This window comes from Azoarcus sp. TTM-91 (genome assembly GCF_012911025.1).
Lineage (GTDB): Bacteria > Pseudomonadota > Gammaproteobacteria > Burkholderiales > Rhodocyclaceae > Azoarcus.
The window spans coordinates 56,056-79,178 of the sequence record NZ_WUEI01000002.1; the positions used below are offsets into that span (position 1 = coordinate 56,056).

The 23,123-nt window shown below is 69.7% G+C and carries 22 protein-coding genes; 15 read left to right on the forward strand and 7 right to left on the reverse strand.

Annotated features, from left to right (window positions below):
- Positions 1 to 6 precede the first annotated feature (6 nt).
- From GRF61_RS01005 to nudB, 3 genes are read left to right on the forward strand one after another with little or no spacing between them, the layout of a single operon-like run.
- Positions 7 to 363 carry a ribonuclease domain-containing protein gene (locus GRF61_RS01005; RefSeq protein WP_169148884.1) on the forward strand — a complete coding sequence of 119 codons (357 nt, stop codon included), beginning with the start codon at positions 7 to 9 and terminating at the stop codon, positions 361 to 363.
- The gene (locus GRF61_RS01010) at positions 360 to 755 is read left to right on the forward strand and encodes a barstar family protein (RefSeq protein ID WP_169148885.1); all 396 of its coding nucleotides are present in this window, start codon (positions 360 to 362) and stop codon (positions 753 to 755) included. The genes GRF61_RS01005 and GRF61_RS01010 overlap by 4 nt, the downstream gene beginning before the upstream one ends.
- Complete coding sequence (nudB, locus tag GRF61_RS01015; protein WP_169148886.1) at positions 752 to 1,210, forward strand: dihydroneopterin triphosphate diphosphatase; 459 nt, start codon at positions 752 to 754, stop codon at positions 1,208 to 1,210. The genes GRF61_RS01010 and nudB overlap by 4 nt, the downstream gene beginning before the upstream one ends.
- 11 nt (positions 1,211 to 1,221) lie before the next feature.
- Here the strand turns inward: nudB and GRF61_RS01020 are convergent, their stop codons facing one another.
- On the reverse strand, positions 1,222 to 1,497 hold the full coding sequence (locus GRF61_RS01020; protein ID WP_169148887.1) for a cysteine-rich CWC family protein: 276 nt from the start codon (positions 1,495 to 1,497) through the stop codon (positions 1,222 to 1,224).
- A gap of 101 nt (positions 1,498 to 1,598) precedes the next feature.
- Between GRF61_RS01020 and GRF61_RS01025 the strand changes: the two genes are divergently transcribed.
- From GRF61_RS01025 to argB, 4 genes are all read left to right on the forward strand, one after another.
- On the forward strand, positions 1,599 to 2,018 hold the full coding sequence (locus GRF61_RS01025; protein WP_169148888.1) for an Hsp20/alpha crystallin family protein: 420 nt from the start codon (positions 1,599 to 1,601) through the stop codon (positions 2,016 to 2,018).
- A gap of 171 nt (positions 2,019 to 2,189) precedes the next feature.
- Positions 2,190 to 3,350: a right-handed parallel beta-helix repeat-containing protein gene (locus GRF61_RS01030; RefSeq protein ID WP_169148889.1), complete on the forward strand. Its 1,161-nt coding sequence runs from the start codon at positions 2,190 to 2,192 to the stop codon at positions 3,348 to 3,350.
- Positions 3,351 to 3,354: 4 nt separating this feature from the next.
- The gene (locus GRF61_RS01035; RefSeq protein ID WP_169148890.1) at positions 3,355 to 4,515 is read left to right on the forward strand and encodes a VanZ family protein; all 1,161 of its coding nucleotides are present in this window, start codon (positions 3,355 to 3,357) and stop codon (positions 4,513 to 4,515) included.
- A gap of 34 nt (positions 4,516 to 4,549) precedes the next feature.
- Positions 4,550 to 5,455 carry an acetylglutamate kinase gene (argB, locus tag GRF61_RS01040; protein ID WP_133589696.1) on the forward strand — a complete coding sequence of 302 codons (906 nt, stop codon included), beginning with the start codon at positions 4,550 to 4,552 and terminating at the stop codon, positions 5,453 to 5,455.
- Positions 5,456 to 5,503: 48 nt separating this feature from the next.
- Here the strand turns inward: argB and GRF61_RS01045 are convergent, their stop codons facing one another.
- Positions 5,504 to 6,244: a tetratricopeptide repeat protein gene (locus GRF61_RS01045; protein ID WP_169148891.1), complete on the reverse strand. Its 741-nt coding sequence runs from the start codon at positions 6,242 to 6,244 to the stop codon at positions 5,504 to 5,506.
- A gap of 203 nt (positions 6,245 to 6,447) precedes the next feature.
- Here GRF61_RS01045 and GRF61_RS01050 point away from each other — a divergent pair, with 203 nt between their 5' ends.
- The 5 genes from GRF61_RS01050 to GRF61_RS01070 are packed head-to-tail and all read left to right on the forward strand — an operon-like array spanning position 6,448 to position 12,803.
- On the forward strand, positions 6,448 to 7,707 hold the full coding sequence (locus tag GRF61_RS01050; RefSeq protein WP_211165665.1) for a glycosyltransferase: 1,260 nt from the start codon (positions 6,448 to 6,450) through the stop codon (positions 7,705 to 7,707).
- Complete coding sequence (locus GRF61_RS01055; RefSeq protein ID WP_248281056.1) at positions 7,694 to 9,115, forward strand: AMP-binding protein; 1,422 nt, start codon at positions 7,694 to 7,696, stop codon at positions 9,113 to 9,115. Before GRF61_RS01050 ends, GRF61_RS01055 begins: the two co-directional genes overlap by 14 nt.
- Positions 9,112 to 10,080, forward strand: coding sequence for a polysaccharide deacetylase family protein (locus GRF61_RS01060; protein WP_169148892.1), 969 nt, complete (start codon positions 9,112 to 9,114; stop codon positions 10,078 to 10,080). Before GRF61_RS01055 ends, GRF61_RS01060 begins: the two co-directional genes overlap by 4 nt.
- Positions 10,080 to 11,837 (forward strand): hypothetical protein, encoded by a 1,758-nt coding sequence (locus GRF61_RS01065; RefSeq protein ID WP_169148893.1) that lies wholly within the window; start codon positions 10,080 to 10,082, stop codon positions 11,835 to 11,837. Before GRF61_RS01060 ends, GRF61_RS01065 begins: the two co-directional genes overlap by 1 nt.
- Positions 11,838 to 11,855: 18 nt before the next feature.
- On the forward strand, positions 11,856 to 12,803 hold the full coding sequence (locus GRF61_RS01070; RefSeq protein WP_169148894.1) for a glycosyltransferase family 2 protein: 948 nt from the start codon (positions 11,856 to 11,858) through the stop codon (positions 12,801 to 12,803).
- Between the two features lie 234 nt (positions 12,804 to 13,037).
- Here GRF61_RS01070 and GRF61_RS01075 read toward each other — a convergent pair whose 3' ends face one another.
- From GRF61_RS01075 to GRF61_RS01095, 5 genes are all read right to left on the reverse strand, one after another.
- A complete protein-coding gene (locus GRF61_RS01075) occupies positions 13,038 to 15,788 on the reverse strand; it encodes a hypothetical protein (RefSeq protein WP_169148895.1) in 2,751 nt (916 codons plus the stop codon).
- 142 nt (positions 15,789 to 15,930) lie between these two features.
- On the reverse strand, positions 15,931 to 16,899 hold the full coding sequence (locus tag GRF61_RS01080) for a glycosyltransferase (RefSeq protein WP_169148896.1): 969 nt from the start codon (positions 16,897 to 16,899) through the stop codon (positions 15,931 to 15,933).
- On the reverse strand, positions 16,896 to 17,768 hold the full coding sequence (locus GRF61_RS01085) for a hydrolase 1, exosortase A system-associated (RefSeq protein ID WP_211165666.1): 873 nt from the start codon (positions 17,766 to 17,768) through the stop codon (positions 16,896 to 16,898). The genes GRF61_RS01080 and GRF61_RS01085 overlap by 4 nt, the downstream gene beginning before the upstream one ends.
- The gene (locus GRF61_RS01090) at positions 17,765 to 18,619 is read right to left on the reverse strand and encodes a hydrolase 2, exosortase A system-associated (protein ID WP_169148898.1); all 855 of its coding nucleotides are present in this window, start codon (positions 18,617 to 18,619) and stop codon (positions 17,765 to 17,767) included. The genes GRF61_RS01085 and GRF61_RS01090 overlap by 4 nt, the downstream gene beginning before the upstream one ends.
- A 5-nt stretch (positions 18,620 to 18,624) precedes the next feature.
- Positions 18,625 to 18,867 carry an acyl carrier protein gene (locus tag GRF61_RS01095; protein WP_348982325.1) on the reverse strand — a complete coding sequence of 81 codons (243 nt, stop codon included), beginning with the start codon at positions 18,865 to 18,867 and terminating at the stop codon, positions 18,625 to 18,627.
- Between the two features lie 93 nt (positions 18,868 to 18,960).
- On the opposite strand from GRF61_RS01095, the gene GRF61_RS01100 reads away from it, so the two are divergent.
- From GRF61_RS01100 to GRF61_RS01110, 3 genes are all read left to right on the forward strand, one after another.
- Positions 18,961 to 20,154, forward strand: a complete 1,194-nt coding sequence (locus tag GRF61_RS01100) for a hypothetical protein (protein ID WP_348982326.1) — start codon at positions 18,961 to 18,963, stop codon at positions 20,152 to 20,154.
- Between the two features lie 119 nt (positions 20,155 to 20,273).
- Positions 20,274 to 21,872 carry an acyl-CoA ligase (AMP-forming), exosortase A system-associated gene (locus GRF61_RS01105; RefSeq protein ID WP_169148900.1) on the forward strand — a complete coding sequence of 533 codons (1,599 nt, stop codon included), beginning with the start codon at positions 20,274 to 20,276 and terminating at the stop codon, positions 21,870 to 21,872.
- Entirely contained in the window at positions 21,869 to 23,113 is a 1,245-nt protein-coding gene (locus GRF61_RS01110; RefSeq protein ID WP_169148901.1) for a pyridoxal-dependent decarboxylase, exosortase A system-associated, read from the forward strand. The genes GRF61_RS01105 and GRF61_RS01110 overlap by 4 nt, the downstream gene beginning before the upstream one ends.
- The last annotated feature ends 10 nt before the right edge of the window (positions 23,114 to 23,123 follow it).

The window sequence follows — 23,123 nt, forward strand, 5'->3', positions numbered from 1 at the left end:
CTCGCAATGCTGCTCCGCCTCTTCGCCCTGCTTCTGCTCTGTCTCGGCCTTACCGGTTGCGGCCCGGCCCCCTCCGACGCCGGGCGCGCCCACGCCGACCTGCCGCCGGAGGCTCATGCCACGCTGGCCCTGATTGCCCGCGGCGGCCCCTACCCGTACCGCAAGGACGGCACCGTCTTCCAGAACCGCGAGGGCCTGCTGCCCAGGGCGGAGCGCGGCTACTACCGTGAATTCACCGTTCCAACACCCAGCGCACAGGACCGCGGAGCCCGGCGCATCGTCACCGGCGGCACGCCGCCCGAGGTCTTTTATTACACCGAAGACCATTACCGCAGCTTCCGCCGCATCACCCCCGCGCCATGACCGACCCGATACTCTCTGCCCGCCACAACGGCATCCACCCCGAAGGCGCCCCGCTGCCGCCGCTGGCGCAATGCCAGGCCGCGGGCCTGAGCGCTTTCACCATCGACCTGGATGGCTGCGCCGACAAAGCCGGACTCATGGCCCAGCTCGCCCGCGCCCTGGAATTCCCGGACTGGTTCGGCCACAACTGGGACGCCCTCGCCGACTGCCTGGGCGATCTCTCCTGGCTGGCCGCCGAGGGCTACCTCATCGTGCTGGCTCACAGCCGGCAACTGCGCGCTGCCGACCCCTCCAGCTGGGAAACCCTGCTCGAAATCCTCGCCGAGGCAGCCGGACTGTGGCGGGAGCAAGGCACGCCCTTCCACGTCTTCCTCACCGCCGCCGCGGCATGACGCAAACCGCCAGCTACAAGACACCGGTTTCGGTACTGGTCGTCGTCCACACCAGCGCTGGCGAGGTGTTGCTGCTCGAGCGTGTCGCCCCGCCCGGTTTCTGGCAATCGGTCACCGGCAGCCTCGAGCCGGGCGAAACGCCACAGCAAGCCGCGCGCAGGGAACTCGAGGAAGAAACCGGCCTGTCCGCCGCTGCCGGCCAGTTCCGCGATCACCAGCACTGCGTGCGCTTCCCCATCCTGCCGGCGTGGCGGCACCGCTACGCGGCCGACGTGCGGGAGAACACCGAGCACTGGTTCAGCCTGCGGCTGCCCCGGCAACTGCCGATCCGGCTGTCGCCCACAGAGCACCGCGACCTGCGCTGGCTGGACTGGCGCACAGCCGCCGCCCAGGCCAGTTCCTGGACCAACCGCGACGCCATCCTGGCCCTGGGCGCCGAACTCGACGCCCGCTGATCAGGCCGCCATCAAGGCCAGGCGGCGCTCCCCAGGCGCTCCGCCACCAGCGCTTCCAGACAGGCCGGACAGTAACAGCCGGCCTGCGCGCCACCCTCGTCCGGCACGGCGAAGAGGGGCGGAAACGCGGCGCACCAGCATTTCTCCGCGCCCGCGTTCATGCCGCAGACGAAGCGCTGCCCGCAACGGGCGCAAACACTGGCACCGCGCTCCTTCTTCTCTTCCACCGCTGCTTCCCCGCCGGCAATCGTCCCGAACCAATCATAGCTGCCGGCATCACTCGCCATGCATCGGAATCCCGCACACAGGGGTATTGAAACCCGGCAGCCCGAACCCATATTTCCACCGAGGCCGGGAATACCGGCATGGTCCGAAAAGGAGAGCGAAAATGAGCAACCTGACCCGTCATGACCCTCTGGAAGACTTCTTCCGTGGCTTCTTCGTGCGGCCGGTGGAGTTCGGCTCCAACGCCGCGGCCGACGCCCCGCAGATGCGGGTGGACGTCAAGGAGAACGCGGAGGGCTATGAAGTGCTGGCCGAACTGCCCGGCATCGCCAAGGACGACATCCACGTCCATATCGATGGCCCTGTGGTTTCCATCTCGGCCGAACGCAAGCAGGAAAAGGAAGTGAAGAACGGTGAGCGGGTGCTGCGCACCGAGCGCTACTTCGGCAAGGTGTCGCGCAGCTTCCAGCTCGGCCAGGAGATCGACGAAGGCCAGTCCTCGGCCAGCTTCGTCGATGGCGTGCTGACGCTGAAGCTGCCGCGCAAGCCGACCGCCCAGGCCAAGCGTCTGAGCATCTCCTGATGCCCCGCCGCCTTCGGGCGGCCACGCAGCCAGCCGAAGAAGAGGCCGCCCCGGAGCAATCCGGGCGGCCTTTGTCTTTCAGCGATTGAACATGGCGGCGGTAGCGGTGACAATCCCGCGGGCGTTTCATCCCTCCGCTTCCGCCACCCGCCGCACTCGCCACCACTCGCCATGCCGCGCTGGATCGCTGCCCTCCTGCTCTGCGCCCTCACCAGCCTGCCGGCCTGGGCGGCCACGCTGCGCGTCGGGCCGGGCGAGGCCTACACCCGCATCAGCGACGCCGCACGGGTGGCCGCCGATGGCGACACGATAGAGATCGCCGCTGGCGAGTACCGCGGCGACGTCGCGGTGTGGACGCAGCGCCGCCTCACCATTCGTGGCATGGGTGGCGGCGCGGTACTCATCGCCGACGGCGCCAGCGCCGAGAACAAGGCCATCTGGGTGATACGCAACGGCGACTTCGACATCCACAACCTCACCTTCCGCGGCACGCGGGTGAGGAACAACAACGGCGCCGGCATCCGCTTCGAGCATGGCCGGCTGCGGGTGGTGAACTGCCGCTTCCTCGACAACCAGACCGGCATCATGAGCTCCAACGACGGCGTGTCCGAGCTCATCGTCATCGGCAGCGAGTTCGGCAACGCGCCGCACAACGACCTGTGGCTGCCCCACCTGCTCTACGCGGGCCGCATGGCGCGGCTGACGGTGATAGGCAGCAGCTTCCACGGCGGCTATCGCGGCCATCTGTTGAAATCCCGCGCGCGGGAAAACTTCATCCTCTACAACCGCCTGGTGGATGGCAGCGATGGCGGCGCCTCCTACGAACTGGAGTTTCCCCAGGGCGGCCGCGCGGTGGTGGTGGGCAACATCATCGGCCAGTCGCGCAACACCCAGAACATCTCGCTGATCGCCTACGGCGCGGAGAAGGCTTTCTGGCCGGACAACGGCCTCTACCTCGCCCACAACACCCTGCTGGACGAGTTGCCCGCCGGCGGCCGCTTCGTCCGCATCTGGAGCGAGAGCTTCGCCAACGGCATAGCTGTGGTGGCACGCAACAACCTGCTGATCGGCAACGGCGCTTTCGACATTGCCGACGACGAGCATTCCGGCGGCAACCACCGCCTGCGCGCCGGCCAGGCCGGCACGCCCGCCGCGCCGGACTTCCGCCTGCCGGCCGACTCGCCCCTGCGCGGCCAGCGCTTCGACGGCCCCGCCACCCCTTATGGCGAACTGACGCCGCGCTGGGAGTTCATTCCCCCACGCGGCTCGCGCCAGCTCGATCCGGCGCAACCGCTCGCGCCCGGCGCCGTTCAAACTCCTTCCTCCGAATAGCCGCATGCGCGCCCTGCTCCTGCTCGTTGCCTTCCTGATCTCCTACGGCTCGCTCTATCCCTTCCAGTTCGCCGCCCACGAGGGCAGCGTGGCCGAGCTGCTGGGTCTGCTCGCAGACCTGGACATCCCCACCACCCGCGGCGACATCGTCGGCAACATCCTGCTCTTCCTGCCCTACGGCATCGTCGGCCACCTGGCGGCGCAGCACTCGCCGCGGCCGGCGTTCAGCGGCTGGGTCATCGCCCTGCTGGGCATCCTGCTGGCGGTCGCGCTGCAGGTGGCGCAGGTGTGGCTGCCGGCACGGGTGCCTGCCATCGGCGATGCCATCGTCAACACCGTGGGCCTGGCCATCGGCTTCGCCATCGGCGCACTGGCGGGAAAGCGCCTGCTGTCGCTCGGCCTCTCCGCCGACACCGCGATGCTGGTGCCGCTCACCCTGCTGCTGCTGTGGCTGGCCTACCGCTGGTTCCCGCTGGTGCCGACGCTGGACCTGCAGAACGTGCGCAACGCGGTGAAACCGGTGTTCCTGTCACCGCAGATCGACCCCACCCGCATCTTCCACACCGCGGTGGCCTGGTTCGCCTGGTTCGTCATCGCCGGCGCGACGCCGCTGCGGCGCTGGCCGCTTTGGCTGCTGGGCGCCGCGGCGCTGGCGGCAACCGCGCTGCAGCCCTTCTTCGTCGGCAACCAGCTGGCGCTGAACAATCTGCTCGGCCTGGCCGTGGCCCTGCTCGCCCTGCCGCTGGCGCGCCGCCCGCACGCAGCCGCGCTCGCCTGCGCCGGCCTGTTCCTGGCACTGCTGCTGAGCGGCATCGCGCCCTACGATTTCGTTTCCACACCCGGGCGTTTCGAATGGCTGCCGTTCAACGGCTTCCTCGAAGGCAATATGGCGCGCAACACCCTGAACCTGATCGAGAAGTGCTACCTCTACGGCGCCCTGCTCTTCCTGCTGCAGCAGAACGGCTCGCGCCCCGGCGCGGCCGCCTTCACCGCCGCGCTGTGGCTGGCGGTGATCGAGTTCCTGCAGCTGTGGGTGCCCGGCCGCACCGCCGAGATCACCGATCCCCTGCTGGCGCTGTGCCTGGCTTTTGCCTTCGCCCGCAGCCGCAGCGCCGTGCCGGCACGCCGCGGCGGCGGTTCGACGCCCCGCCGGCGTATCGCCTAGAATTCGCCCCACCACCCCAAGACGGACCCACGACATGAGCACCGCCCCGGCTACGCCCCTCCCGGTCACCCCCGGCCTGAAGGCCGAAATCCTGGCCGAAGCCCTGCCCTACATCAAGCGCTTCTTCGACAAGACCATCGTCATCAAGTACGGCGGCAACGCCATGACCGACGCCAAGCTGAAGGACAGCTTCGCGCGCGACGTGGTACTGCTCAAGCTGGTCGGCATGAACCCGGTCGTGGTGCACGGCGGCGGACCGCAGATCGAGAGCCTGCTGAACCGCGTCGGCAAGAAGGGCGAGTTCATCCAGGGCATGCGGGTGACCGATGCCGAGACCATGGAAGTGGTGGAGATGGTGCTGGGCGGCCAGGTGAACAAGGAGATCGTCAACCTGATCAACCAGCACGGCGGCAAGGCCGTCGGCCTCACCGGCAAGGACGCCAGCTTCATCCGCGCCAAGAAGCTGCTGATGCAGAAGAAGGACGCGCCGCCGGGAGACACGGTGGACGTCGGCCAGGTCGGCGAGATCACCCAGATCGACCCCAGCCTGATCTCCTTCCTCGACCAGGGCGATTTCATCCCGGTGATCGCGCCCATCGGCGTCGGCGAGGAAGGCGAAACCTACAACATCAACGCCGACGTGGTCGCCGGCAAGCTGGCCGAGATCCTGAAGGCGGAGAAGCTGGTGCTGCTGACCAACACGCCGGGCGTGCTGGACAAGGCCGGCACCCTGCTGACCGGGCTCACCCCGCGCCAGATCGACGATCTGGTGGCCGACGGCACGCTGTCCGGCGGCATGCTGCCCAAGATCAGCTCCGCGCTGGACGCGGCGCGCAACGGCGTGAAGTCGGTGCACATCATCGACGGCCGCGTCGAACACTGCCTGTTGCTGGAGATCCTGACCGACCACGGTGTCGGCACCATGATCAAGAGCAAGTAAGAAAGCCGCCCGCTCCGGCCCCAGGGCCGGAGCGGGGCCTTGCCCGCCTTACTGCGCCGGGGCGGGCGCGCCGGCGGCAGGCGCATCCTCAACCGGCGGGCGGGCCTCCGGAGTTTCCTTGTTCTCCCCCGATGCGCCCTGCTCAGGCGCCTTCGGCTCGGGCTCGCGCCATACGCCGGCCTTCACCAGACGCTGGCGCAGCCCTGGCAGCGGAAAGCCCAGCTCGTAAGCCCGCTGCGCATTCGGCAGCGCCTTCTCATAGTTCTTCTGGTCAGCATACGCCAAGCCCAGGTTGTAGTAGCTGCTGGCATTGTTCGGGTCTTCGGCGATGGCCGCTTCCAGCTGCTTCACCGCGTCCTGCGGCCGCCCCGCCTTGATCAGGTGGATGCCATACACCAGCTTCACCATCGGGTCGTCAGGCGCGTAGTGCAGACCGCGCTCGAACCAGCACTCCACCACATAGGGCTGGCCCTCCGGCTTCTTGCTCTTGGTCTTGAACGACCATTCGCTCATCGTCTGCAGCGCACGGTAGTGGTTGGGGAAAACACGCAGCGTGTAAGCCAGGTCGCCCGCCAGGGCGCCGGTGGTACCGCGTCGCAGCTGGCGGATGTCTTCGGTGTAGTGACGGTGCTCCACCATGCCCAGCATCTTGCCTTCGGGATAGCGGTAGTCGAACGGCCCGGTGGCGTTGTGGAAAGGGTCGCCGCACTCGCTGCCCAGCGCCAGCGCGCTCCCGCTCGCCAGCAAGGCCCAGCCGGCCAGCGCCACGCTCCGAATTCTGTTGCCCATCTGCATCCCGTGTTCCTCGATAAGGCCGCAAGGCCCGGCCGCCCGCGCTGCCGGCCCATGATGATACTGCAAGCCTTCGCGGTGGCCGCCGGTGGGAAATATCTCCGAGACATGACGCTGGGAAAGCCGGGATAATCTGCTACTGTTCCGGCCGGCAGCGCGCTTGCCGTCCCCCATGTACATCTTGCAGGAGTTCCCGGAGCGTGACCCATCCGCGCCCGCGCCTGGTGGTCTACACCCGCGTCTATCCCAACAGCGCCCAGCCGAACTACGGCCTGTTCGTGCGCGAACGCATGCGCCGCGTGGCCGCCGAACTGGACCTGGTAGTGGTGGCGCCGGTGCCCTGGTTCCCCTTCCAGGGTCTGCTGCGCCGCCTGCGTCCGCACTACCGGCCGGCGGTGCCGGCCTACGAGGAGCAGGACGGCATCCGCGTCTATCACCCGCGCTTCTTCTGCTTCCCCGGCATCCTGAAGTGGAGTGACGCCTGGCTGCAGGCGCTGGGCAGTCTTCCGCTGATGCGCCGGCTGAAGCGGGAATTCGACTACGAGTTGATCGACTCCCACTTCGTCTATCCGGACGGCGCCGCCGCCCGCCTGCTGTCGCGCTGGCTGGGCGTGCCCTACACCATCACCCTGCGCGGCAGCCTGCTGCGCTTCGGCCGCAGCAAGGCGCAGAAGCGCCAGATAGACCAGGCCATCCACGATGCCGCCCGGGTGTTCTCGGTGGCCGACTCCCTGCGCCAGGACGCCATCTCCTGGGGGCACGCCCCGGACCACCTGCAGGTGGTCGGCAACGGCGTGGACCTGGAGCGCTTCCGCCCCGAGGACCAGGCGGAGAGTCGCCGCCGCCTCGGCCTGCCGGAAGGCGTGCGCATGCTGGTGTCCGTCGGCGGCCTCACCGAGCGCAAGGGCTTCCACCGCGTCATCGAGGTGCTGCCGCAGCTGCGCCAGAGCCATGGCGACATCCACTTCGTGGTCGCCGGCGGCGCCAGCCCCGAGGGCAACAACCGCGCCGATCTGGAGGCGCAGATCACCGCCCTCGGGCTGCAGGACTGCGTGCACCTGATAGGCGCGAAGTCGCCGGACGAGCTGCGCTACGTCTATTCCGCAGGCGACGTCTTCGTCCTTGCCACCCGCTTCGAGGGCTGGGCCAACGTCTTCCTCGAAGCCTCCGCCTGCGGCCTGCCCATCGTCACCACCCGGGTCGGTGGCAACGCCGAGGTGGTCAGCTCTGACGATGTCGGCCTGCTGGTGCCTTATGGCGATGCCGAGGCGCTGCGCGACGCCCTGCGCACAGCCTTCGAGCGCGAATGGAAGCGGGAGGCCATTCTGGAACACGCCCGCATCAACGCCTGGCAGACGCGCATCCCGCAGCTGCTCGCCGCCTTCCAGGCCATCACCGCGCCCAAGTCTGCCGCCGCACCGGCCACCGCCGACAGCAGTCTGGCCGATGGCGCCAAGTAAGGCCGCCAGCCCGTCCATGAGCGCCTACACCCTGTTCGCTTCGCGGCTGCTGTTCCCGCTGCACGAGCGCCTGAAGCGCCACGACACCGTCGCCATCCTGCGCGAACTGGAGCGCAGCCAGTGGCTGGACACCGCCGGCCTGCAGGCCCTGCAGCTGGAGCGGCTGCGCCGCTTGCTGGCCCGGGCCGCCGCCCGCGTGCCCTATTACCGCGAGCTGTTCGCCCAGGCGAAGCTGACCGCGGCGGATTTCCGCTCGCTCGACGATCTCGCCCTGCTGCCCGTTACCGACAAGGCGCTGATCCGCAGCCAGGGCAGCGCCTGGCAGGCCGAAGGCGCGGTCGACGCCGCCTGGCAGCAGACCAGCGGCTCCTCCGGCGAGCCGCTGCGCTTCCTGCTCGGCCGCCATCGCGTCAGCTTCGACATCGCCGCCAAGTGGCGGGCGATGCGCTGGTGGGGCGTGGACATCGGCGATCCGGAAGCGGTGCTGTGGGGCTCGGCCATCGAGCATGGCGCCCAGGACAGACTGCGCGAGTGGCGCGACCGCCTGCTGCGCTCCCGGCTGATTCCCACCCACGACCTCACCCCGGCGCGCATGGACGCCATCCTCGCCGACCTGCGCCGCAGCCGGCCGCGCATGCTGTTCGGCTATCCCTCGGCGCTGTCCCGCCTCGCCTTCCATGCCCGCACCCGCGGCCTGCGCATGGACGACCTCGGCATCCGCGTCGCCTTCTGCACCTCGGAAGTACTGCGGCCGGAATGGCGCGAGGCCATCGCCCAGGCCTTCGGCTGCGGCGTCGCCAATGAATACGGCGCACGCGACGCCGGCTTCCTCGCCCGCGAATGCCCGCAGGGCAGCCTGCACCTGACGGCGGAGGAGGTCATCGTCGAAGTGGTGGACGAAGCCGGGCACCGCCTGCCGGCTGGCGAAGAAGGCGACATCCTCGTCACCAACCTCGCCGGCCCGGAATTCCCCTTCATCCGCTACCGCACCGGCGATCGCGGCCGCCTGTCCGCCACGCCCTGCGCCTGCGGCCGCGGCCTGCCGCTGCTGGCCGAGATCGGCGGCCGCGCCAACGACGGCCTGATCGCCAGCGACGGCGCCTGGGTGCACGGCAGCGCCTTCAACCACCTGCTGCGCGAGCTCGCCGGTCTGGAGGCCTACCGCATCGTGCAGGAGCGTCGCGACCAGGTGCGCCTGCTGCTGCGCATGCAGGGCGGCGTGCCGGACGGCGTCGCCGACGCGCTGGCCACCGCCTTTCGCGCCCGCCTGGGCGAGGCTGTCGCGGTCGCGGTAGACGCTGTCGACGAGATCCCGCCCATGCCCAACGGCAAGTTCCGCCACATCGTCTGCCTGGTCGACACCGCCCAGCCTGCCCCGCCCCACGCCCGCGAAGAACTGCCCGCATGAACGCCGACGCCCTGCTCACCCCGGCGGTACGCGCCGCCCTCGGCCTCGCCTCCCCCGGCGGCCGCCGCGCCCGCCTCAGCACCCTGATCTTCCACCGCGTGCTGCCAGCGCCCGACCCGCTGCTGCCCGGCGACCCGGACGCTGCCACCTTCCGCTGGCAGATGCGCACCCTGGCACGACACTTCAACGTCCTGCCGCTGGGCGAGGCGGTACGACACCTGCGCGAGGGCAGCCTGCCGCCGCGCGCCGCCTGCGTCACCTTCGACGACGGCTACGCCGACAACCTCACCATCGCCGCGCCCATCCTGCGCGAACTGGGCCTGCCGGCCACCTTCTTCATCGCCACCGGCTACCTGGATGGCGGCCGCATGTTCAACGACACCCTGATCGAGCTCGCCCGACGCCTGCCCGGCGAACAGTGCGACCTGTCCGCGCTCGGCCTCGGCAGCCATCCGCTCGCCAGCGCGGCGGACCGCCACAAACTGGTCGGCGTGCTCGTCTCCCACTTCAAGTACCAGCCGCCGGGAACCCGGCTGCAGGCCGCGGAAGCGCTGGCCGCCAGCTTCGGCGTCACCCTGCCGGACGACCTGATGATGAGCAGCGCCCAGCTGCGCGAACTGCGTGCCCTGGGCATGGAGATCGGCGGCCACACCAACAGCCACCCCATCCTGGCGCGCCAGGACCTCGCCGCCGCCGAGCAGGAGATCCGCCTCGGCAAGGCCAGGCTGGAAGAGATCCTCGGCGAATCGCCGCGCCTCTTCGCCTACCCCAACGGCCGCAAGGGCAAGGACTACACCGAGGAACACGTCGCGCTGGCCCGCGCCTGCGGCTTCGACGCCGCCGTCTCCACCAACTACGGTGCCGCCAGCGCGGACAGCGACCCCTACCAGCTGCCGCGCTTCACCCCGTGGGACAAGACGCCCGGCCGCTTCGCCCTGCGCCTGCTGCGCAACCTCTACCACTGATGGACCGCGCCATCGCCGCGGCCGAGGCCCTGCTCGCCCGCCTGCTGCCGGCGCTCGCCGCACAGCTGCGGCCCACCGGCGGCCTGCACGATCCGCTGCTGGACGCACCCACGCCGCCGGACCACTACGGCAACCTCAGCGCCGCGCTGGCCCTGTCCGCCGCCGGCCAAACCGCAGCCGCGACGATCGCGCTGGACGCCTGGCTGGCCACGCCAGCCGAGCGGCTCGGCCACCTGCCCTTCAACCGCCTGCTGCTCCTGCTGCTGCGCCAGCTGCAGACAGACGACGCAGCCCTCGCCCCCAAGCTCGCCGCTGGCCTCGCCCGCTGCCCGCTGCGGCCGCCCTACCCGTCCAACAACTGGAGCCTGCTGGCCACCGCCACCCAGGTGCTGGAAACCGAAGCCGGCAGCCAGGAGCGCGCCGCCAAACGCGACGAATTCCTCGCCCTGCTGCAGCGCTGGACCACCAGCGACGGCGGCTTCATCGACTTCCCCGCCCAGCCGGCCGGCCGCGTCGCCACGCCGCAGGCCTATCACCACAAGGCGCTCTTCCTCATCGCCCTGCTCGCCCGGCTGGATGGCGATGCGGCACTCGCCGCCCAGGCCCGGCGCCTGCTGGACTGGACTGCCCGCTACTGGGACGCGACCGCCCTCGCCGGCGGTCTGGGCCGCAGCAGCCACGCCCTGTTCGGCGATGGCTGTCTGCTCGCCGCCCTGCTGCTGCTCTCTCCCACCTGCGATGGCGTCGCCCCGGCAGCCGCTCTCGCAACCCGGCTGAGTCACCAGTTCCGCGCCGACGGCCTGCTGTGGCTGACGCCCGCCGGCGCCAGCGCCGCCGATGCCGGCTGGGACAACTACATGCACCTGTCGGTGTACAACGCCTGGACCGCCGGCGTCGTCGCCTTCGCTCTGCATCTGCGCAAGCGCACCGAAGCCCCGGCCGCCCTGCATGGAATCCGCTGGCAAGGCGATCAATGCCCCGCCCATTTCCATGACGGCAGCGCCGGCCTGCTGTGCCTGCGCAGCGCCAGCGGCACCAGCCTCGCCCTGGGCACCCGTGGCCAGCTACCGCAGGCCTTCAGCCTCAACGAAGCCGAACTGCGCTACGCCGGCGGCCAGCCCTTCCATTTCGTCTCCACCCTGGGCCGGCCCTTGCTGCCGCCGCCGCTGCGCCGCCCACTCGCCGAACTGCTCGCCCAGCCCGCCCTCGCCGGGTGGACGCCGCTGTTCCGCGCCGGCGGCCGGCTGTATGCACTGAGCGACTTCGACGAAGTGGCCATCGAGCCCCAGGCCGAAGGCCACCGCATCGTCCTGAACGGCAGCGCCCGCACGCTGACCCGCACGCCGCCCGACACCACCTGGCGCCGGCTGATCGCCGCCTTCGACTGGCGCTTCCTCGGCGGCCGCCTAGGCCGCAGCGAATCCCTGCGCCGCCAGCGCCTACCCGGCCTGAAAGCCCGGCTGGTGATGGAGCTGGGCCTGGAGCCGCCGCGCATTAGCCGCGAGCTGCAGCTGGAGGTGGGCGCGCAGGGCACCATCGAGTACCTGAATCCCCAGGGCCATGCGCTGATGGCCGACATCGGCTGGCAGAGGGTGGAAATCGAGCCGGAGCTCGCGGGCGACGAAAACTGGCAGGAGACCGCCTTGCCTGCCACGCTGCCCGGCGGCCTCGGCCACTGCCTGCCACGCCGCCGGCTCGCCGCCGGCACCCACCGCTGGCGGCTGGTTCTTGCGCTGCCGCCTTCTCCAGACCAGTAAGCCCCCGAGCCGCCCACCGTGTTCGCCGTCATCATTCCCTACTACCAGCGCCAGCCCGGCATCCTCGCCGCCGCGCTGCGCTCGGTCGCCGCCCAGGATGTGGCCCTGCCGGTGCACGTCTATGTCGCCGACGATGCGTCGCCCGCGCCACCGGAACCGGAGCTCGCCGAGGTTTCCTGGCCGGCCAACTTCCAGGTCCGCATCCTCAAGCAGCCCAATGGCGGCCCCGGCGCGGCGCGCAATCTGGCGCTGGATGCACTGGGTGAGGAAAGCTACGTCGCCTTCCTGGACTCGGATGACAGCTGGCAGCCGGACCACCTCAGCGCCGCGCTGCGTGCCTTCGAGCTGGGCTACGACGCCTACACCTCGGACTGGCAGGTGGATGGCGGCGACAAGCTGGCCCACGCCCGCTTCTACGGCGACCGCCTGCGACTGACGCCGCTGCAGGACCCACCCTGGGCGCGGGCGCTGGCGGACGAGTTGATCAATTACTCGGTGTGCGGCCCCATCGGCCAGTTGAGCGTGCTGACGGTGCGCCGCGAACTCATCGCCGACATCCGCTTCGACAGCCGGCTGCGCACCTCCGGCGAAGACGGCCTCTTCGTCACCATGCTGGCCGCGCGCCGGCCGCGCATGCTCATCTCCAGCCGGGTGGATACCGTGCGTGGCCGCGGGGTGAACATCTTCTCCGAAGGCGGCTGGAACTCCCGCGCCGCCTTCCTGCGCAGCCTCTACTACCTGAAATCGCGCATCGCCATGAAACCGCTGGTGCAGGGTTTTCCGGTGGCGGCCGAGCGCCTGGGAGAGCGCATCGCGGTGGGGCGCCGCGACGTCTGGCAAGGGCTGTTCGCCTGCCTGCGCCGGCGCGAGGCGGTGCCGGGTGAGTTCTTCGAGTTGCTGAGGCAGGATGCCGGGCTGTTGCTGAGTGGTCCGGCGACCTTGCTGCGCTTGATCCTACGGCGCTAGGCGCATAGATGGAATCGCAAGGGAGTGGCCGGGGTTTACTCTCCCTCCTCTCGCATGAAAGGGGAGAAGGGGCGCCCCAAAGGGGCGGCTGCGTTTCAGCCCCACGGAGCCCCTCTCCCTCAACCCCTGCTCCTCGCCGGGGAAAAAGCCGCCTCCGTTGTCTGCCTGACCACCTTGCTGCCCACCTTGCTGCCAAGCGGGCTCAGCCGCGGCAGGCAATGACAAGCACCGCCCTCAGTGGCGCAGCCGATGCAAGATCAGCCCGCGGTTCGGATCAAACCACGCCAGCCCATCCGTGCCCGCTATCGGCGCCACCTGGATGAAGCTGCTGGCGCCGAACAGGCCGCCTTCGCCGTTGAAGCGGTAGTTGGCGAAATCCTCGTACTCCGACCACACCCGGCCGTCCTTGCTGCGCCAGATGCGCTGGTGGTTGTAGCTCCACCACAGGTAGTCACCGGTTACCGGGTCGTAGGTGAGGTTGTTGTTGCTGGTGTGGTAGTGCAACACCTCGCCGTTCTCCAGCCGGGCCCGGTCCAGCTTTTCCACCTTGCCCTCGGCGGTGACGCGGGCGAACTCGTCGTCCGGGCCGTAGCCGCCGGGAGCGACCAGCATCTCGTGGCGTATCGGGTTGTACACCAGGCGGCCGCGGAAACCCTGGCTGTAGGTGCGGTCCAGGTAGGTCCAGCCGGCGTCGCCCGGGTGGTAAAGGAAGATGCGGCCGGCGAAGACCTTGTTCTCCGCCGCGCCCTGTTCGGTGTGGCCGCCGCGCGCCGGCCAGTGGGCATCGTCGGCGTTGCGGGTGTCGCTGCCGGCGATGTGCATGATCCAGCCGCCCAGTTCCGGGAACCACTCGGCGGCGTGGTCGCCCGCCTGGCCCAGGCTGGTGATGCCGATGCCAACGCCGTAGTCGTCGAAGCGGGCATTGCCGTGCTCGATGAAGGCACGGGTCGGTGCGCGGCGGAATTCGCCCACCCGCTTGCGGTCGTTGCCCCAGAAGGCGGGCGGCCAGTAGAGCTGGCCATCGACGATGGAAAGGCGGTTGAAGGCGCGGCGGTTGTAGGAGCAGTCGCCCACGCCTTCCGGGTTGGAGGCCAGGTGCCAGCGCAGTTCGGCATCCAGCCACACCAGCCGCTTCTCGCTCTTGTCCCGCATCAGCATGGCGAAGAAGGCCTGGGTCGAGGGGTCGTAGACGAAGGCGTCCATCCAGCCGTTGCCATAGGTGCCCTGGCCGGACTCCAGCGGGCAGAAGCGGACGAAGAAGACTTCGGAGAGCTTGTTGTAGCCCTGCGGCAACGTGGTCGGCACCAGCTTCCACTCCCCCGGTTTCATCTGCTTCAGCAACGCGGCCATGCGGGCCGGGGGCACCGGTGCCGGCGGCGGGCCGCCCCGCACCAGCGGACCTTGGGCGGCGTGGCCAGCGGCGGACTGGGGCGAGGCGGCCGGCGGCGCCTTCTCCGCCTTCTCCGCCTTCTCTGCCTTCTCCGCCTTCTCGGCTTTGACCTCAGGCGTGGCCTTGGGCGCAGGCGGGGCAGCCGGCTCATGCTCGGCCATGCGGGCGCTGCCACTGGATTTGACGGGCGCCTTGGATGAAACCGCTTCCGTCGTCTCGGCCTTCATGCCGGGCAGGGCATAGGGCTTGGGATCAGGCAGCGCGAACGCCTCCGGCACCGGCAGGCCGCGCGGCTCGCCCTCCTGCGGCGCATGCGCGGCCGGCCGGGGAGCCGCAGTGGCCACCTTCTCCGCCTTCTCCGCCTTCTCCGCCTTCTCCGCCTTCTCCGCCTTCTCCGCCTTCTCCGCCTTCTCCGCCTTCTCCGCCTTCTCCGCCTTCTCCGCCTTCTCCGCCTTCTCCGCCTTGTCGGCCTTGTCGGCCTTGTCGGCCTTGTCGGCCTTGTCGGCCTTGTCGGCCTTGTCGGCTGCCGGCGCGATGGGCGCGCCGGCAGCAAAGGCACTGCGGTGGCGGTAGAGACGCGGGCCGCCTTCGTGCTGCCACAGGATCACGCCGAGTTCGTCGATGACGATGGGTACGTGGTAGCCGTACTGGCCGAAGGGCCAGCCGCCCTTGTTCCAGTCTTCGGCGAGACGCCATTCGCCGCGATCGGGGTTCAACTCGTAGAGCTGACGCTGGTTGCGGCGGAACACCAGGTAGTTGCCGCTGATGGGGTCGTAGGTGAGGGCGGTGTCCTTGATGGCGATGTCGAAGGGCGCGTCCGGCATGGACTTGATGTGGCCCTGGCCGTCGATGAGGTCGACCTTGCGCAGGCTTTCGTTGCCGCCTGCGACCAGCATGTCGCCGCGCTTTCGGTTGTAGCGGCCGAGGGAGTGGTAGCCGTCCACCGCCGACTTGCCCAGCGTGGTCCACTCGCCGTCGCGGAAGGCATAGACCTGGTGGCCGGGGCTGACGGCGACCAGCTTGTCCAGCTTCTCGTGCCATTCCATCGACAGGAAGCCCTTGATCGGCACCTCGCCCAGCGCGCTCCAGCGGGCACTGTCGATGTGGTAGCGGAACAGGCTGGCGCCGGACAGCAGGTAGTAGTCGCCGCGCTTGCTGTCCAGCGCGGTGCGGCCATAGGTGTGGCCGTACTGCTCGTACTTGGGCGGCGGCTCGCCCTCCCAGCCCAGCTCGCGCCAGGTGTTGGCGACGGCGTCGTAGGAAATGAACTTCTTGTACTGGCGCTCGCCGATGAAATACGTGCTGGCGCGGCCGGGATCCCAGCCGGCGGAGTCGGTCCAGCCGTCGATCTCGATGCCGCGGCCGTCGTCCAGCCTCACCCGCAGCACGTCGTAGAAGCGCTTGTAGCCAAGCGGCAGCGTGGTCTGCAACTCGGCGAACTGCCCCGGCTCCAGCCGTCCCGCCAGTTCGGCCATCGGCGTGCCTTCGACCCGGTAGCCGGCTAGCGCGGTCGCCGTCAGCAGCACACTGGACAACAGGCACGCCAGCCAGCGGAGGAAGATTACGGGGCGGTGGGCGGGGCGGGGGAAAGCCATGTCCGGTACTCCGGGCGGAAGGGGGCGACCGCCTTTCTACGCCCTCCAGCGATGGCGCGCAAACCGGGTGGCCGCGCGGGTTGCAGCTGGCTGAAATAGAGGCCCCGCAAGCTGTCCGGCAGCTGAAAACGCCGCCCGCAGACTAGCGGTCTGCCGACCTGGTCAGCGAGCGGGCGCCTGCCAGCAGCACGTAGGCCCAGGACTTCACATGAGCTGGCCGGAGCTTGGCGCAGGCGAGGAACTCCCGCAGCGCGGTGGAGGCGTTGCCGCGCTGGTAGTGGCCGTAGCCCATCATGAAATGGATGCGTGACAGACGCTCGCGGAAGGCTTCCTGGGTGATGGATTCGCCATTCGGGCTCGCCAGCCCCCAACGCTCGACCGCGCCGGCCACGACCCGCGCGGCGTAGTTCACGTCCGCACCGCGCACGGTGGCGCTGCCACGATGCTTGCGGTAGAGCGCCATGATGCCGGCCAGGCGGTGGATCTCGGTGTCGCGCGCGGCGCGCAGCCAGTACTCGTAGTCCTGACCCAGGCGCAGGGATTCGTCGTAATAGCCAATCTTCTCGATCAGGCTGCGGCGCATCAGCACGGTGGAGGTCCACACGAAGTTGTCCAGCAGCAGCTTGTGGTAGATCCAGCCGGAGCGGAGGCTGTCCACCGCCATGCCGGGCGGTTCCGGGTAGCGCGCCTGCGGATCTGGGAAGTGGCCGTCAGCATCCGCCTCCCAATGGGAAAAGCCGGAGCAGACCAGGCCGACCTGGGGCCGCGCGCGCAGGTAGGCGATCTGCACCTCCAGCTTGCCCGGCAACCAGACGTCGTCCGCATCAAGGAAGGCGACGTATTCGCCACGGACTTCCCGCATGCCCAGGTTGCGGGCAGACGCGGCGCCACCGTTCTCCTTGCGGAACAGGCGCACGTCCGGATGCTCTCGCTCCACCAGTTCGGCGCTGCCATCCTTGGAGCCATCGTCCACCACGATGATCTCCAGTTGCGGGCAGTTCTGCGCCCGCACGCTGGCGATGGCTTCGCCGATGTGTTCGGCCACGTTGTAAGCGGGGATGACGACCGAGACGAGGCCCTGCTCGGCGGCGGTGCCGGCCTGCTGGCTCATGGGAGACTCCTAGAAGCGAAGGGGGCTGCATCCAGCCAGGCAAGGGTGTGGGCGATCAATTGCTGATTCCAGGCCGCCGCGGCGAAGGTGTGATCGGCCTCCGGCACCCGACGCAGGCAGGGCCCCTCGCTGCCGTCGAAGGGCTGCCAGGCGGGGTCGCTGCAGGCATGATCGAAGAACTCCTGGGCGGTGATGTCGCGGCCGCTGAGCACGAACAGGGTGCTGTCGCGCAGCCCCTGCCAGCCATGGGCCATCCGCTGCTGGAAGCTGGGTTCGGCGGCGGGCGGCGGGCGCCGGCGCCTCAGCATGCGGCCGGCGATCAGCGCCACCGCCTCCACCGCACCCCACACCGAACGCCGCCACTCGAAGCGGCCGCTGGCGATCTTGCGCCACATCTCCGGTTGCAGCAGGCGCTGCAGGTAATAGTGGCGCACCCGCGCCTCCGCCAGCGACTCGGCACTGCGCACCCAGGGATTGACCGCCACCACGCCGGCGATGCGGGCGTCCTGCTGGGCATACATCAGTGCGGCGGAAGCGCCGTCGCACAAGCCCCACAGCACGACCTCGTGCAACTCGGGACAGGCGGAAAGCAGCGCATCCACCGCGGCGCGCACATCCTCGCCGATGTGGCGGAAGTCGCGCATCTCGCCACTGCTGTCGCCCATGCCACGGTAGTCGAAACGCAGGCAGGCGTGGCCGCCCTCGGCCAGCCCCCGTCCCAGTTCGACGAACTGGCGATGGCTTCCGGCGCGGTATTGCGGGCCGCCGACGATCACCACCACGCCACGCGCCGCGGGCCCCTCCGGGCGATGCAGCACGCCGATGAGCCTGTCCTCACCGCAGTCGAAATTGAGCGGCGTCTCGTTCACGGGCATAGCGCCTCCGCGGATTCCATCGCCAGCAGACGGCAACCGGCGACCGTCAGCGCCTCCGACACCTCGATCTCCTGCGTCTGCCAGAAAGAAGGGGTGGCGATGCGCTCGAACATGAAGCCGCGCCCCGCCTCCTCGCACGCCCTGGACAGGCGCTCCGCCGCCGGCGTAGGCCCGGCATCGTCGCCCGGCCCCAACTGCAGCCAGCACAAGCTGCGCGCCGTTGGCGGCAGCGTCAGCGTGGCGGCGCGCATCCCCTCGGCCAGCGCCGGGGAGAGGCGGTAGCCGGCGATCTCGACCAGGCCGCCCGCCTGCAGGATCTGGTCCGGGCCGGGCGCGCGCTCGTCCTTGGCCTTGCCGACCACATGCGCCATGGACTGCAGCCGCAGGAACTGCTGCAGATGCTGCTTGCCATTGGCAACCGGCTGCCACAGGTACAGCCCGCAAGCCAGCCCGAAACGCATCGCCGCCGCGGTAGCGAGCAGCGCGCCGTGGCGCAGGCCCCACAGCCACACCGGGCCGTCACCCTGGCCGCGGGCCCAGTCGAAGGCACGGCGCACGTCTTCCAGCCAGTCGTCCCAGCTGGCGTCGCCGCTGTCGCCAGCGCTGTCGCCGCAGCCGCGCAGGTCCGGCACCAGCACGGTCCAGCCCTGTTCAGCCCAGGCGCGGGCCTGCAGCGCCACCATGCGGCGCGACTTGTTCATCTCCTCGGCGAAGGCCGGCACGTGCACCACCGCGCCGCGCCGCACGACGCCGGCGGGCGGTTGCCATGCCACGCAGAAACGGAAGCCGTCCGGCGCCGGAAGGTGGAAGGCTTCCGGCTGGGCGCGCCGCACCGGGGAGACCAAGGACTTCAGCCCAGCTTGCCGGCCACGGCGTCCACCAGGGAACCCACGGTGGCGAAGGTCTGGCCGTCGATTTCATCGTCGTCGAAGACGATTTCGAAGCGCTCCTCCAGCGCCCCGATGATGCCCACCACCGCCATCGAATCCAGTTCGGGCACCGCGCCCAGCAGCGGGGTTTCCGCCGTCATCGACGCCGCTCGCCCCTGCAGGCTGAGCACGTCGTCGAGAATGGCGATTACTTCCTTGAACACGTTCAAAATCAATCTCCAGGCTGAAGACCGGCACTGTCTCCGCAGAACCGGGATTATATGTAAGCGGGAAGCCCGTTCTCGTGACAAAATGCGGTGGTCCAACATTCCGCCAACGTCATGACGCCTTCCCTGGATCGCCCTGCAGCCATCGTCGTGGGGCTCTGCGGCCACGGTCTCGGCATCGTCCGCGCGCTGCACCGCAACGGCGTTCCAGTCATCGCGCTGGAGGCGGACACCCGGCTTCCCGGGGTGCGCACCCGCTGCGCCAAAGTACGAATTGTGCCGGACATCAACCGCGAAGGGCTGATCGATTCACTCATTGCCCTCGCTGCAGAGCTTCCCGCCTCGCCCAAACCCGTGCTGCTGCTGACCAGCGACCGCATGGTGGAGACGGTGGGCCGCCATGTCGGCCGCATCCTGCCGCACTACAAACTGGCCTGGGGAGATGCCGCCGAGCGCTTGCTGCCCCTGTTGGGCAAGGACAGCATAGAGCGGCGCTGCCGCGAAACCGGACACAACTATCCCCGCACCGTGGTGCTGGAAGACCTGGAACGCATCGACGAGCACCTGGCCGGCCTGCGTTTCCCAGTGATCGCCAAGCCGACGCGGCCGGTGTCCGCCTTCAAGACGGTAGTGGCCGACAGCGCCGAGGCGCTGGCAGCCGCGCGCGGCCGCATCAGCGGCAGCCTGCCGGTGATCGTGCAGGAGTTCATTCCCGGCGGTGACGAAGCCATCCGCTTCGGCGCGCTCTATCTGGACCACGGCAAGCCGCTCGCCCGCTTCGAAGGCCGCAAGCTGCGCTCCCGGCCGATGGGCCATACCACGCTCGCGGTCTCCGCTGTGGACGACGACATTCACCGCCTCGCGCTGCGCTTCTTCGACGGGCTGGAGTTCTCCGGCCCGGTGTCGCTGGAGCTCAAGCAGGCACCGGACGGCACCCAGTGGGTCATCGAACCGACCGTGGGCCGCACCGACTTCTGGGCCGACCTCTGCGTCGCCAACGGCGTCAACCTGCCGCTGATCGAGTACTGCCACCAGGCCGGACTGCCGCTGCCCACCGCCATCCAGCAGGACCGCCGCGTGTGGATGAACGGCGAGCGCGACCCCGGCGCCCTGCTCTGGCTCGCCGCCCGCCAGCCGGGCTTCCTGCTCGCCCGCGGCGTGCGCGGCCTGTTCGCCAGCCTGTCCGATCCCCAGCCCTTCCTCCTCGCCCTCGGCCGCTTCCTCGGCGCCCTGCCGTTACGGGCCGCGCGCAAGGCCGGCCGGCTGGCCTTGCGCAGAGGCTGAGCCCCGAGCTTCCCCCATCCCTGAATGGGCGCGGCGGAGAAGGATGTCGCAAAAGCGGCATCCACATTCGTATAGACTTGCGCCCGCCATGTAGACAGCATGCCCCGCACAAGACGCCGATGAACGCTACCTACCTGCTTCACCATCTCGTCGCCGATTCCGCCGCCCGCGCCCCCGAGCGCGTCGCGCTGACGGCCGCGGCGGAACACCTGCCCTACGCCGAACTCGCCGCCCGCATCGCCGCCTTCGCCGGCGGCCTGCTCGGGCTGCACCTGGACCGTGGCGAACGCGTCGGCATCTTCCTCGACAAGAGCATCGCCAACGTCGTCGCCACCTTCGGCACCAGCGCCGCCGGCGGCGTCTTCGTGCCGGTGAATCCCATCCTCAAGCCGGACCAGGTGGGCTACATCCTGCGCGACTGCAACGTCCGCGTGCTGGTGACCTCGCCGGAACGGCTGGATGCCCTCGCTTCCGTGCTGGCCGACTGCCACGACCTGCGCCACGTCGTGCTCACCGGCAATCCGGAAGCGCTGCCGGAAGTGGCCGGCGCCTCGGTGCATCGCTGGGACGACCTCGCCGGCAGCGCGCCGTCGGCCAGCCACCGCGTCATCGACACCGACATGGCGGCCATCCTCTACACCTCCGGCAGCACCGGCCGCCCGAAGGGCGTGGTGCTGTCCCACCGCAACATGGTCACCGGCGCCAAGAGCGTTGCCAGCTACCTGGAGAACTGCGCCGAGGACACCCTGCTGGCCGCGCTGCCGCTGTCCTTCGACGCCGGCTTCTCCCAGCTCACCACCGCCTTCCACAGCGGCGCCCGCGTGGTGCTGCTGAACTACCTGATGCCGCGCGACGTGCTCAACGCGGTCGTGCGCGAGCAGGTCACCGGCCTCACCGCGGTGCCGCCGCTGTGGATACAGCTCGCCCAGCTGAAATGGCCAGAGACCGTCACCGGACATCTGCGCTACATCGCCAACACCGGTGGCCGCATGCCGCTGGAGACGCTGACCCGGCTGCGGGAACACTTCCCCCGCACCCGTCCCTTCCTGATGTACGGCCTCACCGAAGCCTTCCGCGCCACCTTCCTGCCGCCCGCCGAAGTCGACCGCCGGCCGGACTCCATCGGCAAAGCCATTCCCAACGCCGAGGTGATGGTGCTGCGCGAGGACGGCTCGCCCTGCGCGCCCAACGAGCCCGGCGAACTGGTGCAGCGCGGCGCGCTGGTGGCGATGGGCTACTGGAACGACGCCGAGAAGACCGCCGAGCGCTTCAAGCCGCTGCCCGGCAAGGCCCCCGGCCGCGAAGCCGGGCTGATGCTGCCGGAGATCGCGGTGTTCTCCGGCGACACCGTGCGCATGGACGACGAGGGCTATCTCTACTTCATCGGCCGCCGCGACGAGATGATCAAGACCTCCGGCTACCGCGTCAGCCCCACAGAGGTCGAGGAAATCCTCTACGCCACCCGGCTGGTGGGCGAATGCGCTGCCTTCGGCGTCGCCCACGACACCCTGGGCCAGGCCATCCACGTGGTCGCCACGCCGCCGCAGGATGGCAGCCTGGAGCCGGCCGAACTGCTGGCCGCCTGCCGCGCCCGCATGCCGGCCTACATGGTGCCGGCGGCGATCACCGTCCACGCTGGCCCGCTGCCGCGCAACCCCAACGGCAAGATAGACCGCAAGGCCCTGTCCGCCACCTACGCTCCGGAATCCCGCGCATGAACGACGCCGTCCGCACGCCACCCCGCCACGCGCCGCGCAGCGGCTTCCCCGAGCGGGAAGGCCAGCTCACCGTCGGCGGCATCCCGCTGGCGCGCCTGGCCGACCGAGTCGGCCGCACGCCCTTCTACGCCTACGACCGCGGCCTGCTGGACGCCCGTGTCGCCGAACTGCGCGCCGCGCTGCCGCAGGCGATCAAGCTGCACTACGCCATCAAGGCCAACCCGATGCCGGCGGTGGTCGGCCATATGGCGCGACTGGTCGATGGGCTGGACGTCGCCTCCGGCGGCGAATTGAAGATCGCGCTGGACGCCGGCGGCGATCCGCGGGAAATCAGCTTCGCCGGCCCCGGCAAGCAGACCGCCGAGCTGCGCCAGGCCATCGCCGCCGGCATCCTGATCAACATCGAGTCCTTCCGCGAAGTGGACGAGCTGGCCGCGCTCTGCGCCGACACCGGCTGGCCGGCGCGGGTGGCCGTGCGGGTGAATCCGGACTTCGAACTGAAGAGCTCCGGCATGAAGATGGGCGGCGGCCCCAAGCAGTTCGGCGTGGACGCGGAGGAAGTGCCCGCCCTGCTCGCCGCCATTGGCAAGGCCGGCCTCGCCTTCGAAGGCTTCCACCTCTTCGCCGGCTCGCAGAACCTCAAGGCCGAGGCCATCGTCGAGGCCCAGTGCAAGTGCTACGAGCTGGCGCTGCGCCTGGCCGCCGATGCGCCTTCGCCGGTGCGCTTCCTCAACCTCGGCGGCGGCTTCGGCATTCCCTACTTCCCCGGCGAACAGGCGCTGGACCTGGCGCCGATCGCCGCCAACCTCACCCAGCTCGCCGAGCGGGCGGCGGCCGAGCTGCCAGAAGCCGAGCTGGTGATCGAGCTCGGTCGCTACCTGGTGGGCGAAGCCGGCGTCTATGTGAGCCGGGTGGTGGATCGCAAGGTGTCGCGCGGCCAGGTCTACCTGGTCACCGACGGCGGCCTGCACCACCACCTTTCCGCCTCCGGCAACTTCGGCCAGGTGATCCGCAAGAACTACCCTGTGGCCGTCGGCACCCGCAGCGCGGACGGCCCCACCGAGACCGTCTCGGTGGTCGGCCCGCTGTGCACCCCGCTGGACCTGCTGGCCGACCGCATGGAGCTGGCCTGCGCCGGCCCCGGCGACCTGATCGCTGTCTTCCAGTCCGGCGCCTACGGCGCCAGCGCCAGCCCGCAAGCCTTCCTCGGCCACCCGGCGGTGGTCGAGGTGCTGGTCTGAATCGCAGCGA